The organism is Fibrella arboris (assembly GCF_041321095.1).
GTDB lineage: Bacteria > Bacteroidota > Bacteroidia > Cytophagales > Spirosomataceae > Fibrella > Fibrella arboris.
The window spans coordinates 125982-141617 of the sequence record NZ_JBGGWE010000013.1; the positions used below are offsets into that span (position 1 = coordinate 125982).

General features: G+C 53.7%; 8 protein-coding genes. 2 read left to right on the forward strand and 6 right to left on the reverse strand.

The window, feature by feature from the left end:
- Positions 1-13 precede the first annotated feature (13 nt).
- Together ACAW75_RS20925 and ACAW75_RS20930 are read right to left on the reverse strand one after the other, a co-directional pair.
- A complete protein-coding gene (locus tag ACAW75_RS20925) occupies positions 14-3232 on the reverse strand; it encodes a SusC/RagA family TonB-linked outer membrane protein (RefSeq protein WP_370730702.1) in 3219 nt (1072 codons plus the stop codon).
- 95 nt (positions 3233-3327) lie between these two features.
- Positions 3328-3987, reverse strand: coding sequence for a DUF3826 domain-containing protein (locus tag ACAW75_RS20930; RefSeq protein ID WP_370730703.1), 660 nt, complete (start codon positions 3985-3987; stop codon positions 3328-3330).
- Between the two features lie 389 nt (positions 3988-4376).
- On the opposite strand from ACAW75_RS20930, the gene ACAW75_RS20935 reads away from it, so the two are divergent.
- The gene (locus tag ACAW75_RS20935) at positions 4377-5255 is read left to right on the forward strand and encodes an AraC family transcriptional regulator (RefSeq protein WP_370730704.1); all 879 of its coding nucleotides are present in this window, start codon (positions 4377-4379) and stop codon (positions 5253-5255) included.
- 18 nt (positions 5256-5273) lie between these two features.
- Here ACAW75_RS20935 and ACAW75_RS20940 read toward each other — a convergent pair whose 3' ends face one another.
- The 3 genes from ACAW75_RS20940 to ACAW75_RS20950 form a co-directional block, all read right to left on the reverse strand.
- Positions 5274-6215: a dihydrodipicolinate synthase family protein gene (locus ACAW75_RS20940; RefSeq protein ID WP_370730705.1), complete on the reverse strand. Its 942-nt coding sequence runs from the start codon at positions 6213-6215 to the stop codon at positions 5274-5276.
- Positions 6208-7800: a sodium:solute symporter family protein gene (locus tag ACAW75_RS20945; protein WP_370730706.1), complete on the reverse strand. Its 1593-nt coding sequence runs from the start codon at positions 7798-7800 to the stop codon at positions 6208-6210. The genes ACAW75_RS20940 and ACAW75_RS20945 overlap by 8 nt, the downstream gene beginning before the upstream one ends.
- Positions 7801-8060: 260 nt before the next feature.
- Entirely contained in the window at positions 8061-9617 is a 1557-nt protein-coding gene (locus ACAW75_RS20950) for an MGH1-like glycoside hydrolase domain-containing protein (protein ID WP_370730707.1), read from the reverse strand.
- 228 nt (positions 9618-9845) lie between these two features.
- On the opposite strand from ACAW75_RS20950, the gene ACAW75_RS20955 reads away from it, so the two are divergent.
- Positions 9846-12107, forward strand: a complete 2262-nt coding sequence (locus ACAW75_RS20955; RefSeq protein WP_370730708.1) for a DUF5703 domain-containing protein — start codon at positions 9846-9848, stop codon at positions 12105-12107.
- A 20-nt stretch (positions 12108-12127) separates the two neighbouring features.
- Here ACAW75_RS20955 and ACAW75_RS20960 read toward each other — a convergent pair whose 3' ends face one another.
- Positions 12128-15577, reverse strand: coding sequence for a glycosyl hydrolase (locus ACAW75_RS20960; protein WP_370730709.1), 3450 nt, complete (start codon positions 15575-15577; stop codon positions 12128-12130).
- Positions 15578-15636 lie beyond the last annotated feature (59 nt).

Below are 15636 nucleotides of genomic sequence, written 5' to 3' on the forward strand. Positions count from 1 at the left end.
AGCTGACGGGGAATTACAGGCCAAGATTTAAGCCCAGTGAGAACGAACGCAACACAGGGTATGCGTCATATGTGCCAGAATACGATTTGTAGCTGTACGGATTATAGAGGTTGAGCGGGTTGGTAGCGACCATATACACCCGGATATTGCTCAGCCCTACTTTAGTAGCCAAACGTGCAGGCAGCCCGTACGACACGTTCACATTCCGAACAGACGCCTGGGTTGAGCTACGGAACCAGAATTGCGAATCAACCGTGTAGGTGTCTTTGTAATAGGGGCTTGGGTACGTTGCGTTTGGGTTCTCAGGCGTCCAGTGATCAGCCCAGAACTGGGGGCGGTTGGCGGTCAGCGTTGCCTGCGACCGGGCAGTACCTTCTACGGCATCCTGCCCGCCAAAGGAACCGCTGATAACCGCTGCTACCGACAGGCTTCTGTACGAAGCGCTGAAGTTGAAGCCAAACCCGTAGTGATTGCTCGCTTTCGCCGTCAGGTACTGTAGATCATCGGTGGTAATTTTTCCGTCGGGGGCGGTGTACTGGCCCGATGCGTCTTTGGGGCCCCGAATGTCTTCGTAATACAGCATCCCCGGTTTCGGCACCGCGCCAAACAGCGTATAGCCTGGGTGAGTGGTCAGGTAGGCTTCTACGTCCTGCTGCGTTCTGAACATGCCCAGGTAGTTGTAGCCTTTGTAGCCCATATCCGACGAGCGGCCGGTTGGGTCTTCGTAGGTACCGATCTTGCCTTTATCGACGTCGATCTTGATCTGCTTGTTATCGCTCCAGGTGAAGAACGTATTCACTTTGTATGACCAGTCGCTGCCAATCTTCGCGTTCCAGCCCAGGGAGATTTCAGTCCCGAAGCCATCGACCGTGGCGTAGTTCTCAGAAGGCAGCGTAGCCCCAACCAGCAGTGGCACCGACGAGGTCAATGCCGTCAGCATGTTATACCGGTGATCATAGAACGCATCCATCGTGAAGGAGAGGCGGTTCCGCAGAAACTGAGCATCGATACCGATGTTGTATTTCGTGTTATCATCCCAGCGGGCCTGCCGGTTGGCCATGGCGTTGTTGGGCGACACGATCAGGGGGCGGTCGGCATTACCACCGAACACAGCGCCTTTACCGGTCTGGATCGAGTAGCTCGTCAGCCAGTTATAGGCTTTGGTCGCATCACCGCCCAGAAAGCCCAGCGAACCACGCAGTTTCAGGAGGTCGACCCAACGGACATTGTCTTTGAAGAAAGGCTCTTCGGATATCACCCAGCCAGCCGAGAACGACGGGAACAGGCCCCAACGCAGCTCAGGCGCAAACTTGGTCGATGCATCGTAGCGAACCGCCGCCTCGAAGAGGTATTTGTTGGCGTAGTTGTAATTGAAACGACCGGCATATGACAGAAAACCCGCCTCTGTTTCCGTCTCAGAAGTCGTTTGCGTGCCAATGGCATAACGCATGTTATCGAGTCCGCCGATGATGACGCCCTCGGCCATAGCCGCTACGTTATCTGAATGAGTCTCTGACTGTTCAAAGAAGGCGATCGCCGAAATCTGGTGCTTCCCGAACTGCCGGTCGTAGTTCAGATAGCCATTCAACTGGTACGAATCAATGTAGCCTGGATTTACCCGTACCCGGTCACCGTTGTTGAGCGTGACCATTTTCAGCACATCACCGCCGTAGATGTGTTTGTGGTCGCCCAGCATCGAAAAGCTATACACGTTGTATTTGGTACCGTATTGCTTCCCATACGAGTTATCAAACGTACGGCCATACAGGGCTCTGGCTTTCAGTCCTTTGATGCCAGGGATCGTATATTCCAGGCTGGCCGTTACGTTGAGCCCCGTCGATTTTGTCTGCGTGTAGTTGTCTGAGTTCTGTACCTCAAAGAAATGAAAGGCATCGACCGTGTTCACGTTGCTGGCATTTGACAGCAATACAGGCAGGCCATTCACGTACGGTGGATTGAACTGGGGCGTATACAGCAAACTTTTCATGTCGTTCTCTGCGTTCTCGCCACCCTGTTTCAGGTAATACATCCGCTTGTCGCCAATGAAACTGCTCACCGATAAGGCCGCCTTCAGGTTACGGGTAACCTGCATGTCGGCACTGGCCCGAAACGTCCACTTGCCGGTGTTGATATTGTCGAAGTTGGCATCCTGCGCGTTGTAGGAAGCTCCTGCGAAATAGGTTGCCTTATCGTTCCCACCGCTTACGTTCAGCGCGTGGCGCTGCACTGTCGATGGTTTCCAGGCGGTACGCAGCCAGTTGGTATTGTTTGCCTGGAAATAGGCCAGTTCGTCGGGCGTGTAAATGAGCGGGTCGGTGGCCGGCTTGCCGGCGGCGTAGTTCAGGTCGTTCAGGTACGTGGCCTGCTCGTAGCCATTCATCATGGTCGGCAGCGTGGCGGTAGACGTACCCGTTGAGCCACTGTAGCTGAATTTAGGGGCGCCGGCTTTGCCCCGTTTTGTAGTGAGCACCACGACACCCTGGTTCGACCGGGCCCCATAAATGGCAGCCGCAGCGTCTTTCAGCACCGAAATGGCTTCTACCTCCGAAACGTCCAGCGCATTGAAATCATCTTCCGACCGTACCACATTGTCGATCACATACAGCGGACGCAGCGTACCACCATCTTTCGACAGAATCACCGGATTGCGAACGGTGATCTGCGCGTTTTCGCCGGGGCGGCTGGTTCCGCCCGATACGCCCACACCCGGCAACTGCCCAACCAGCACCGCCGACAGGTTATTGACGGGCAGATCCTGCACCGCTTTCATGTCTACGGAAGCTACGGCACCGGTGAGGCTGATTTTCTTCTGGGTCCCGTAGCCAACGACCACGACTTCGTTCAGTGCTGCGGCATCTTCTTCCATCGTGACAGCCAACACGACCTGCCCCTTTACTGGCACTTCCTGCGTTTTGAATCCGATATAGCTAAAGATCAGGGTTTCGTTACCCGTAGGCAGATTCAGTCGAAACGTACCTTTTACGTCACTGATCGTTCCGGTTTTCGTCCCTTTTATCAGGACGTTTACGCCCGGAATTGGCTCGCCATTTGCGTCTTTCACGGTGCCGGTGATGTTCTCCAGGGGGGCTTTCCCCTTCGCGGCGGGTATACCCGTAAACCGACTGCCTGTTTCTGCGTAACAGACCGCTTCGGTGAGTCCGCCCAGGACCAGTATACAAACCAGTTTTAGCGTGCTGGTAAGCAGTTTTTGTGTTCGTAAAGGCGCTATCATGCGTGTTTGATTAAGGTAAATTTTGAGCTAATAGTGAGGTTAATTTATGCGTGAAATCAGCCTGTGCCGACGCAGATTATAGGCATTTCGGCCGCTTATTTTTTGGCCTTTTTCGCTTCGTCAGCAATGCGTTCTTCCCATTCTTTGCTGGCTTTTTTCATATCAATACCAGCGGCAGAGAGGTAATTATTTATACGGCCTTTGTATTTGCCGAACAAGGCATGTTTTTTCTCTGACGTTCCTTCGTCCATCGCTCGTTCGCGGGCTTCAACCAGGTACGTTAATATCTGCGCTTTCTGATCGTCGGTCAGGTTGGGCAGCATGGCCAGATATCCATTGTACGTAATGGGAACAACGCCGTAGGTCATGCCATTTTTGACCAGGTCAATCTGAGGGGATGCTATATCCTGGGCAAGCGCTGCCAGATACGCTGCGTGTAGCGCCGTTAGCTTTTGGGCGGTCTCCTTTTCCACCGTTTCTTTTTGAGCGGCATCGGTCAGACCCGTCAGAGCTGCTTTATGCGCCTCATGTAGGGCGTTCAGGCTTCGGTATTGTTGTGCGATCTTTTCCTGAACGCGAGTCGCCACCTGCGGGTCTGTCAGGCCAAGGGTAGCGACAATCTTCGACGCCCGCTCATTAACCACCCGTGTATACGCTGCTTCCTTACCCTCAGCAGCCTGGTCCTGCGCATAAGCCGTACCCCCAAGGCAGGTTAGTAAGCTGGCAACGAAGAGGGTTTTACGTAACGTGTACATGATAAGTGGCTGATAATAGTGACGTTGAAGAGGCCTGTCGGTACGGTATGGCTGCGAAAAATCAGTAGAGAAATGCCTGTCACCGGCTGGTCGATCGCATAATGAAATAGTACTTTTCTATAAACTTAGACAAAAATATAGTACATTTTCTAGCTATAAGTGCATTTTTTTGCCAACTTATTATAGGAAATTATCATAGAAGAAATATGAATTGTCCATATTCCTTCGTTTCTTGCAGTGAGTGGTTGGCCTTGACTTAGTACAGCCTGTAGATCAACCGATGTATCTTTTACCAGGGCAAGCCGGAAAGGCCTCATAAGATCGTACAAAGCCGGGGCAGTAGGCCAGCAGCCCAGGCCACTTATAGCCAGGTGTACTTGTTTATTACCATGAAACCATTATTTCGAAAAGTAACCGCCAATCCGGAGAGCTCCTACACCGTCAGGCACGACGTGCTCCCCCATTTTAAGAACATCTGGCATTACCATCCCGAACTAGAATTGCATTACACGGTCAAGGGAGAAGGGGTACGGTTTATTGGCGATAAGATCAGTAATTTTTCCCCCGGCGAAATTGTCCTCGTGGGGGAAAATTTACCGCATACCTGGCGGAGTAATGAAGAATATTTTTCCAACGACCAATCGTTGCATATCGAGGTGATTGTTATTCAATTTTTACCCGATTGCCTGGGCGACTATTTACTCAAGCTACCCGAAGCCTACCTGCTGCCAAAGCTATTCGAGAAGGCCAAAAGCGGCATGGTGCTTCATGGAAAAACCAACGAAAAATTAGCCGATCTAATGCGTCGGGCGGTAGAAGCCACTAACCTCGACAAAATCATCAGTCTGCTCTCTATTTTAAAGACGCTTGCTGAAACAGACGAATACGAAATGATCGTGAACGGCCGGGCCGTTTTTTACCAGTCGAACGAGACCGATTCGCTCCGGTTAAATAATGTGTGCAGCTACACGCTGGAGAACTACAAAAAAGATATCACGCTCGACGAAATTTCGTCGATCAGTAACCTGAGTGTTACCTCGTTTTGTCGGTATTTTAAACTGATGACCAATAAAACGTATTACGATTTCCTCATCGAAATACGCATCAGCCACGCCTGTCGGGCCCTGATTGACGATAAAACACCGACTGAAGTGATCTGCTTCGATTGTGGCTTCAACAATGTCTCGAACTTCTACCGCCACTTCAAGAAAGTAACCGGCCTGACTCCGCTGGAATACAAACGGCAGTACCTGAAAAAAGGCAAGTAACGCGGGTGTCTTCCCTTGTCATAGCACCATGCTGAGTTCCAGCTCGTCCTGCAATTGCGTATAGTCGGCAAACAAAGCAGCTATTTTCCGGGCCATGGCGGGTGTGAACGTACCTACCAAACGGCGGGTGAACGTTGTCATCCCGAACCCGCGTAACTGCATGAAGTACTTCGACACGATCGGATACACGTGGTGCATCACGTCCATGTTATCGATCATAAACTGCTGAACGCGAGCTACTTCGTTTTGCATCATATGATCGTCATAATGGTCACATAACCAGACTATTAACTCGGGGAAATAATTACCCTGAATACACGACAGCCCGGCCGAACCGGCTTTCAACGAGTCGACGGCGTGCGCCATGTAGGCGTCGTACAGGCCAAAATCTGGGTTATCGGCCAGCCGTATCTTTTCCTTCACCTGCTCAATATCGAGCGATGTATCCTTGTGATAAATCACGCGGCCCGTGGCAACGAACTGTTGCAGTTGCCGGGGCGAGATCAGCCGTTTGTAAGGTACCGGACATTCGTAAAAACCCACTGGAATAGCTTCCGTTTGATCGAGTAACCGAAACACACGCTCATCAAAAACGTCGTCTGACTCCGACTCGCCAGCCAGCAAACCCGTGATCAGGATGACCGCCTGCGTGCCGTGGTCATGCACCTGTCTGATAAAATCGGCCTGCTCACTAATTGCTCCGCCAAACGTACCTGTAGCGACGACCGGCACCGCCCCACCAACCCGATTAACTACGTGCTCGATGACCTGAAGGCGCTCCTGCTCAGTTAGCTCAAACATTTCGCTCGACAGGCAATTGGCAAATAACCCCGACGCGCCAGCCTGCATGTAGAAGTCGGTCAGGCGGGAAAGGGCGTCGAAATCAATAGCGCCCGTGTTTGTAAACGGTGTCAGCATCACGGGAATGAAGCCTTTCGCTGAGGTTGTCGTATTAGTCATTAGGTACAGTAATCGGTTTTACAGATGAGGTTGAGCGTTGACGTTTAAGCCTGGTAAGCAGTAGCCCCACCAGAAAAATGGTGAGCGTACCCACCACAATGATCATGTTGCTATGCAGCGGATTACGCAGGAAGCTGTACTCATCGGGGAGTTTGCCCGAGAAGGTCATCCAGACAATGACCAGCACGCCGATGATGGTGGCCGTCAGGGCTTCGGCGCTCTTTGTTTGCCGGCTGATCAGCCCCAGTAAAAAGAGACCGAGCATCCCCGCCGCAAAAATGCCGGACAAGGTCCACCAGGCATCCAGAATGCTTTTCACGCCAATCATGGCCAGCCCGGCGGCGAGTCCGGCCAGACCAAAGATGACCGTGGAAAGGTGGAGCAAGGTCAATAGCTTACGCCTCGACAGATCAGCGTTGACGTAGCGTTTGTAGACATCCTCCGTAAACACCGTTGCCGAGGCGTTCATCCCCGAACTGATGGTGCTCATGGCCGCCGACAAAATAGCCGAAATGATCAGGCCCATCAGGCCCGGCGGCACCTTGGTAACCATAAAATGCGGCATCACTTTATCGCCATAATCAGCAGGTTGCAGGGTCGACACCAGCCGCGATACCTCGGCGGTCGACGCACCGGCGGGTAGTCGGTCCAGCGCCACTCTCTGTTTGATAGCCTCGATCAGTTCGGGGTGAACCTGGTAATAGGCAAACAGGCACGAGCCGATAATAAAGAACAGCAGTGAAGCCGGGACGTACAGCCAGACGCACAGCCAGAGCGACTTCGACGCCTCTTTCAGCGATTCTGTAGTGTGGTAGCGCTGAATGTAGTTCTGGTCCATCCCGAAATTGTTCAGGTTGATGAACAGCCCGTAGAGCAGCACCACCCAGAACGACGATTCGGTGAACTTGACCTGGAACGTACCCAGGCTGAACTTATCATTCTCGGTCCCTATTTCGGTAATCTTCGCCACCCCGCCCGGCATCGACTGCACAATCAGGTACACGATCAGCAACGCGCCGAAGGTTTTCACAACAGCCTGCACAACTTCGGTCCAGATCACGGCTTCCATGCCGCCCATCACCGTATAAATGATGATGCACACGCCCATGACGATCATAATCAGCTGCATGGAATAGCCCGTCAACGCCTGTAAACTAAGGGCAATTCCCAGAAAAATAGACCCCATCCGGGCCAGTTGCGTCAGCAGAAAACAGATGACGGCGTAGGTACGTGCCCAGGGCCCAAACCGGTGCTCAAAATGCGTATAGGCCGATATTTCGCCGGTTTTCCGGTAGAACGGAATGAAATATTTCGACGCAATGAACGCCGCCAGGGGCATGGATAAACTGAAGACGAAGGAATTCCAGTTGCTGCCAAATGCCTTGCCGGGCACCCCCAGAAACGTGTTGCTGCTCAGGAACGTAGCATAGATCGACAACCCCGTTGCCCAACCCGGAATCAGCCCCGACGCCTTCGTGAATTGATCGGCATTCTTGTTTTTCCGGGAAAAGTAAACGCCCACCAGAATCATCGCCAGCAGGTAGCCGACAATGATGGCCAGGTCAAAAAAAGGCAATGTTTTCATGGGGTTGGGAAGGTAGGTGGGGTGAGAAATCTAGGTTACTTTCGCTAGGCCCTCTTCTCCGTTGTCGCTTGCCTGTGGCGAGTGACCCTTATCGATAGGGCCTCTGGCCCGCTGGTAGCTAATGAAACTAGTGGTTAGCTAACAACAGTGAACTTCGGCCAGCGGGCCAGAGGCCCTATCGATAAGGGTCACTCGCCACAGGCAAGCGACAACGGAGACAACGGAGACAACGGAGGGCCTAGCGAACGTAACATCCAGCGTCACCACTTCTTACACGATACCGGAACCAGCTTCTTTGCACGAGCTACTTCCTTCCCATCGGCAAACACCCGAAAGCCTTTGCCTTTCTGGTAATGCTTTCCGGTCTTATCGTACAGGATCGTGAGCGTCTTTCCGTGGTACAGCACGTTGTCGAGGCAGAACCAATCCCACTGTTTTTCGGGAATCAGCGGGTGAATGTCCAGCACATTGTCAGCGCGTGGTTTCAGGCCAACCAGATCGCTGATGATCAGATCAGCAAAACCGGAATGGTTGTAAAATTTGCTCCGCGGGTTATCGCCCTTCAGCCAGGTACCGTTTTTTTCATCCTGATATTCACCCAGATAGACCGTTCCGTTCATGGTGTGCGACTTAGCATACTTGAGCAACTCATCGTAAAAAATCTGCTTCGTCATGCGACCCTGATGCTTGTAATCAGTGAGCAGGTTCGACAAGCCTTTCAGCGTTTGCGTAGTGGCAAATGGCCAGACGGGGCCATCCCATTCGCAGCCATGCCCCGATCCGTGCGTACGAAAAAGCGGATGCCGACGTTCGGCGGTGGTGATGCCCCAGGGCGCGTTGAAGCCGGCCGGATCGGTGAGCTGATCCCACTGCCTGACGTAAGCGGGTTTATCGTCGGGCAGGTTGAAATACCAGGGAATGAACCCAATGGCTTCGCGGGCATTGGCGAAACCACCTTTTTCGGGTCGAACCTCGAAAAACTGATCCGATTCGTTCCACAGGCTATCCAGCGTCAGCTTTTTCAAGATGGCAGCCTGCTGCTGATAGGTACGTTGCAGCGTATCGTTCTGCACCAGACCCGCCATGTTGGCTAGTGCCCTGGCGTTGCCGTACATGTAGCTGTTGATGGTTGGCCGTCTATTCTTGTCTTTCCGCCCGCCGCTGATCGACTCTTCCATCGCATCGCGTACATCGAACTGCCAGAAAAGTCCGCCCGGCAGCTGCTTCTCCTGCTGCCACTTACGGAAATCGGCGTCTAGTGCCGGAAGCACTTTCTGAATAAATGGCTTGTCGAGATTAACCAGATAGCGGTTGTAAACGGCATCATCGACCCAACTGCTGAACGCATGAAACCGCTGAACGGTATGCTTGGGATCAACGTATAACCAGAACGAAATATAGTCGTTGATGTACTGCGGATTCCGTAGCCAGCGTCCTTCGTAGATATGATGCCCCAGCGCACTGCTGATGGCATTGTACTTACCCGCATGGTTCACTTTGGTGATAAACTCCGTAAAAATGAACCCCTCCGGCGTCTCTTTTAAGTGCTTCCGAAAGGCCCACCACCGGTAATAGTATACTTCCTGCAAGACCGAATCCGGGCAGTCGAACAGCGGTATATTCTTCGACAACCAGTCAATCGACTGCTCGTTGGGTACGTAGTTTTTTACGGCTTCGTCGTCGATCGAATTGAAGTAGGTAGCGTAGTTGGCAAGCTTATCCGTTGTGAGCACAGCACCCGATTGAGCGGCACAAAGCGTTGATTGCCAGAGGGCAGTTACGGCGATAAAACAGGTTAGTTGTCGAAACGTCATCATGGAAAATTCTGCCCGCCATCTCCCGAACGTACCTGACAGAACACGGCTTTTTTCGGGAAGCTGCTTACACAAAGTTAGCCCCTAAATTTACCACCAATCTCTACTATTTTCTCCTTTAATTATACCATATTAGCCTTGCTACGCCCTCTGTCTCCATCCGGCCCCAGCTACCCATTAGCACGTACCCTAACAGTTATACTCTTGTTTTTCAGTTTGTTAGCTGAATTAATGGCACAAACTAAGCCGGTATCATCCTACAACGTGGCCTGGACTAGTCAGAGCAATAATTCATCAGAATCGATGCCTTGTGGCGGCGGCGATATTGGCCTGAACGTCTGGGTTGAGAAAGGTGATCTGCTGGTTTACGTTGGCCGGAGTGGCACCTTCGACCATAACAATGCCCTGTTGAAACTGGGCCGGGTGCGCATACGGCTATCGCCCAATCCGTTTACAACTGGCAGCGAGTTTAAGCAGGAACTTGTGTTGAACGATGGGTACGTTCAGATTACCGGGGAAAGCGCCGGGGTGTCGGCAACGATCAGGGTGTGGGTAGATGTGTTTCAACCGGTGGCTCATGTCGATGTTGTTAGCAACAAAGCGGTCAACGCCGAGGCAACCTACGAAAGCTGGCGTTTTGCCGATCATCTGGTGAAGGGCCGGGAGAACCTGACCAACTCATACAAATTTGCGCCGCAGGGCGAGGTCAAAACACGGAAAGACGCGATTGATTTCGACGGGAATGGCGTAACATTTTACCACCGAAATGGTCCCGAACGGTCGGCGTTCGACCTGACGGTACAACAACAGGGACTCGACAGTATCAAGCATCAGCTTTATAATCCATTGACGAACCTGACGTTTGGGGGAACGCTGACGGGAGAGAGAATGAAACCGGCAGGTACGTCTACGGGAACGTACCTGGGAACCGATTTTCAGGGCTGGAAACTGGCCAGTACCAAGGCGGCCAAAAGCCACTCGGTGGCGCTTTACCTGCATACGGAGCAGGCAGCAACTGTTTCAGACTGGAAACTGGGCCTGAACCGCATTCAGCGGGATGCTGTGAAGGCTACTAAAACGGCTGAACGCCAGACGCAACACTGGTGGAACGACTTCTGGGCAAAAAGCTTCATCCAGATCAATGCCCCAACCGACTCGCCCCAATGGCAGGCGGCGCGTAACTACCAGTTGTTCCGCTACATGCTAGGCTGCAACGCCTTCGGTCAATTCCCGACCAAGTTCAATGGCGGGCTGTTCACATATGACCCTGTGCTGGTCGACTCGGCTATGCGTTTCACCCCCGATTTCAGGAATTGGGGCGGCGGCACGCATACGGCTCAGAATCAGCGGTTAGTCTATTGGCCGATGCTCAAAAGTGGCGACTTCGCGCTCATGAAACCGCAGTTCGATTTCTACCTGAATACGCTCAAAAATGCCGAGCTACGCACTGAATTTTACTGGCATCATAAGGGGGCCAGCTTTACGGAGCAGATCGAAAATTCGGGACTTCCGAACCCGGCCGAATACAACTGGAAACGCCCCGCCGAGTATGACAAGGGCATGGAATACAATGCCTGGCTGGAATATGAGTGGGACACCGTACTGGAATTCTGCCTGATGGTGCTCGATACCGAACGTTTCACCGGCGAAGACATAGCCAGGTACGTTCCGCTCATCGAAAGCTGCCTGACCTTCTTCGATGAGCATTACCAGTATCTGGCCAAAAAGCGCGGCAGCAAAGCGCTCGATGGCGACAAAAAACTGGTGTTGTACCCCGGATCAGCGGCTGAAACGTATAAGATGGCCTACAATTCCACCTCAACAATAGCAGCCCTGCGCACCGTAACGACCCGTTTGCTCGAACTGCCCGGTACGTACCTGACCGCGCAAAAACGGGAAGCCTGGCAGGGTTTACTGACCCGTATTCCCGCTAGTAGCTTTCGATCATTTGACGGTAAGCCAACCATTGCGCCCGCCAAACTTTGGGAGCGCATCAACAATGTGGAGTCGCCCCAGCTTTACCCTGTCTTTCCCTGGGGCATCTACGGCCTCGGCAAAGCGGGACTCGACACGGCGATCAACACGTACCTGTACGACACAGACGTGCTGAAATTCCGGAGCCACATTGGCTGGAAACAAGACAATATCTTCGCCGCCCGGCTCGGCCTTACCAACGAAGCCACCCGCCTGACCCTGTTGAAGTTAGCGAATTCACCACGTCGTTTTCCCGCTTTCTGGGGCCCCGGCTACGACTGGACACCCGACCATAATTGGGGTGGGGCGGGCATGGTTGGCCTTCAGGAAATGCTGATGCAGACCGATGGCCGCAAAATTCTCCTGTTTCCAGCCTGGCCCAAAACCTGGGATGTCCACGCAAAGCTGCACGCTCCTTACAACACAACCGTCGAAGTAATACTCAAGAACGGCCAGCTCGAATCACTGATCGTCACGCCCGAATCCCGCCGGGCCGATGTGGTGAATTGGCTGAAGTAACGAAGCCACACAGTCTCCCATCACTCCACCACAAGTTGCACCGGGCCTAGCAGACCAGCTTCCTGCAAGGGTTTACCCCCCAACCGGAACGGGGCGGTGGTGTTGGCAATACGCTTCGATTCGGGCAAGGCCTGGTCGCCAATCAGCCTGTTGGCCCAGGTGTTACTGACTTCGATGGTGATCGTGTTGACGCCCTTTTTCAAGTGTTTGGTAAGCTCGACGCGGTACGGTGCTGTCCAGGCAATGCCGCAGGAAACGCCGTTCAGTTTAACATCAGCGATGTTGGCTAGTTTACCCAGCTCAAGCCAGGTACGTTGCTTCTGTTTCCTGCTCGCGGCAGGTGACCAGGTAATCGCTTTGGAATAAGTAGCAGTACCTGAATAGTAGCGAATCGACGAGTCGGGGTGTTGGCTCCAATCGTTGAGGTTGGCAAAGGATTGCGGCTGTTTGGGGCCACCAAAGGCCGGGTCAAACTGCACCTGCCAGGGGCCTTCCAGGGTGACAACGGGCGTTGGTTCGACCCAGTTTTTGCCGGCAATCGGCGGCTGGCTTGCTGGTTTACGGAAGATGATAAAGAGCGATGCGTGCGGGTCGAGACGGAGCGTAAGCTGGGTACGTTTGTTCTGGCTGTTCCACTGCCGGGCCGTCGTCAGTTCATCCGTAACGGCATCGTACAACTCCGGCAACTTGCCAGCTACCCGAAACGAGAAGGCCAACTCACGGCGGGTTGGTTGCTGATTGGCGATAAAATAAATGTCTGTTTCGGCATCAACCCGGTGCGTCCAGGCAATGTCGCCCGCATACGTACCTGTCGGCTCCGTTGCGATCATGTCAGGCTGTATGCCGAGTTTGGCGAACGTACCTGGCTGGAAGGGCGTTTGCACGACCCGACCTTTCCCCAACGGCTTTATCTGGAAACTTGTTGCTCCGTCGGTCACCGTCTCGAACTGCCCGCCCCATAGCTTGTCAGCCAGTGCTTTAACGTTGGCATCATCCCCTTTTCCGGCTGAAAAAACAGGCTTGTCACCGATGAGTATAGTTGCGCCTTCGGTCACCAGTTTCACGAACTGAGCCATTGATTCAGGTGTCATGAACGTGTTATTGGTGTTCATCGGGTGTTTTTGCGGTAAGACCAGTAGCGAATAGCCCGTCTCTGGCGAGAAAGAAACCGTTCTGCCCTTCGTTGTCGAGGTCAGCAACGCGTCGGCGCTAAACGAATCGTAGGCGTAGCCACGAAGCGGATTTACCCAGTTCTCCGGGTCGGCCATGTTCGCCGAATGAGTAACGCCCGCCGGTAACTGCCGGAGCGGTTCACCCACATTGGCCAGCCGGTTCACTTCCTTCTCAACAACCTCACGGCCAAAAATACCCGGTAGCGTCGACACCAGCCGGTCGGGCAATATGGAGCGGCGGGGCATATCGTCGCCGGTAAATACGGCCATGTCGGCCACGGGTTTTCCCCGTTGCAGCAGTGCCTGGCAGCGCGTGGCGTAGTCGACCCAGGCACGGGCCGGTTTCCACCAGGTCTGGTCGCGCTGAAAGTATAGGCCGACGCCATCGAGGGTCATGCCGGGCTTACGGTTGAGCCAGGGATTATGCGTAAACACGTGATAGACCAACTTGTTGATGCCCAACGCATACGTCCGATCCTGGAGCGTTTTCAGCATTCCCGGATGCTCGTTCCAGGCCATCCTGACGGTGGTGAACCCCTCTGCCTGCACGATGTTTTTGCCGTAGATATGGGCCGCCGACACCGCATCGAGCATGTCGTTGGGCTTGTCATGGGTCGGGCTGTTCAGCCAGAATTCGCCCATTGGAATATCCACCTGTTTGTAATGCGCCAGCCCATCGCTGACCATCGTTGGGGCTACGCTTTCGGCCGTAAACAGCACGCCTTTCTGCCGCGCCAGCTCAGCCAGCGTTTTATAAAACGTGTCGACCACCAGTTCAGCTACTGTCCGGCGAACATCGTACAAGACCTGTTCCGACCGCTCAGCACTTTCGACCGGAATGCCCGTCATCACTGGCAGATAGGGCAGCAGGTCGTACCCGCGTCGTTTTCTGAACGCTTCCGCAAAGCCGGTCGACCAGTTTTGACTGCCACATTCCCAACTATCGACATGAAAGACCTTCATCACGTTTTTGCTCAGGTCGGGGCCAATCTGCCGCTGGGCTTCACCAAACCAACTATTGACTTGCAGGGTGATGGCATCAGGATTGAACTTATCGCATTCCAGCCCTTTTCCCGCCCCGCCCGTGGCGTTGGTTTGCCCGGTTGAGGTGTGACCAATGCGTAGAATTGTCCACGTACCGGCTGGAGCGTTCCAATTCAGTTGGCCATTTTCAGCGAGGTTTGATGACAGGTCAATGATCCTGTTTAGCGGAACGCATTGCTCATCGGGGATCTGTGCGCTCGTCGACCGCTCGCTCAACCGCCACACAGCCGCTGACTTTCCTTCAAACTGATTGATCCGGGCTTCTTCCGACAGTTCCAGCCCAACCAGTTTCAGGCCAGGTTTCCACTTGGCCGCATCCAGGTCTTCTGCGCCGGGTTCAGAACTGGCTTTGTCATACGTAAACCGAAAGAAACGGGCGGTTGTGGGCGCAATCGAATGGGTGACGTCAGCGTCGGTGTCCTGCCAGCCGTGGCGCGGTGGCTGAAGCCGGCCGGCCGGTCGAAAGTTAATTCCGTCATCGCTGACATCGATTTTAAGGCGGTGCGCCTGGTAATTGTTGCCGCCGGTTCTGACCAGAATTGACCGACAGGTAAACGGCTGATCGTAGGCGTACTGAATCCAGCAAGTCGTATCGCTCTTAAAACTTTCCTTATTATCCCGATTCACCAAAAACTGCGGCGTAATGCCTGGCCTACTCGACGTAATCCTCGGCACCGACTGGCTGGCTTGTACTTTCTTCGGAAACGCAAGCACCTTAATATCCCGGTAGAAACCCTCGTTTTTTGTGGGCTGGGGCAGTGCCAGCGAAACAGGTTGACCGCCCTGAACAGTCACCGACGTGTACACAACTTTCTGCATCGACAGTTCGGGCGTGATCCACGGGCCACCCGCCAGGGCAAAGCCATCGCTTACGTGCATGCCCATTTCCAGCCCAAGTCGCTTCGCTTCCCGCATGGAGTGGCGCACCATTTCCCACCAGCGCGGACTCAGTTGCTCGGTGGTGGGCGTCATCAGCGGTGGGTTCGTTACGCCCTTGATCGGCATCAGGTACGCCCCGCCAATGCCCGCTTCTTTCATTGCTTCCAGGTCGGCCGTGATGCCTTCTTTCGACACCGCACCCTGCATCCAGTACCAGAACACCCAGGGCTTCGCGGCCTGCGGCACGTACCCAGCGTACATTGATCCAGACCGGGGCCGGGCAATCAACTGCGCTAATCCCCCCGCCGACTGGGCAGTTACTTCACCGGCTAGTACGGCGATGAGCAAGGAAAGATAGATGATGCGTTTAAGCATGGTTTTGATTTAGATTTCAGCGTGTTGCGGCTTCGCGCTGTAGGGTGTTGTTTGGCGTT

Excerpts from the sequence above, each read along its gene's own strand:
- ACAW75_RS20940 (WP_370730705.1), bottom strand. The coding sequence starts at position 6,215 with ATGACTAATACGACAACCTCAGCGAAAGGCTTCATTCCCGTGATGCTG.
- ACAW75_RS20935 (WP_370730704.1), top strand. The coding sequence starts at position 4,377 with ATGAAACCATTATTTCGAAAAGTAACCGCCAATCCGGAGAGCTCCTAC.
- ACAW75_RS20925 (WP_370730702.1), bottom strand. The coding sequence starts at position 3,232 with ATGATAGCGCCTTTACGAACACAAAAACTGCTTACCAGCACGCTAAAA.
- ACAW75_RS20950 (WP_370730707.1), bottom strand. The coding sequence starts at position 9,617 with ATGATGACGTTTCGACAACTAACCTGTTTTATCGCCGTAACTGCCCTC.
- ACAW75_RS20930 (WP_370730703.1), bottom strand. The coding sequence starts at position 3,987 with ATGTACACGTTACGTAAAACCCTCTTCGTTGCCAGCTTACTAACCTGC.
- ACAW75_RS20960 (WP_370730709.1), bottom strand. The coding sequence starts at position 15,577 with ATGCTTAAACGCATCATCTATCTTTCCTTGCTCATCGCCGTACTAGCC.
- ACAW75_RS20955 (WP_370730708.1), top strand. The coding sequence starts at position 9,846 with ATGGCACAAACTAAGCCGGTATCATCCTACAACGTGGCCTGGACTAGT.
- ACAW75_RS20945 (WP_370730706.1), bottom strand. The coding sequence starts at position 7,800 with ATGAAAACATTGCCTTTTTTTGACCTGGCCATCATTGTCGGCTACCTG.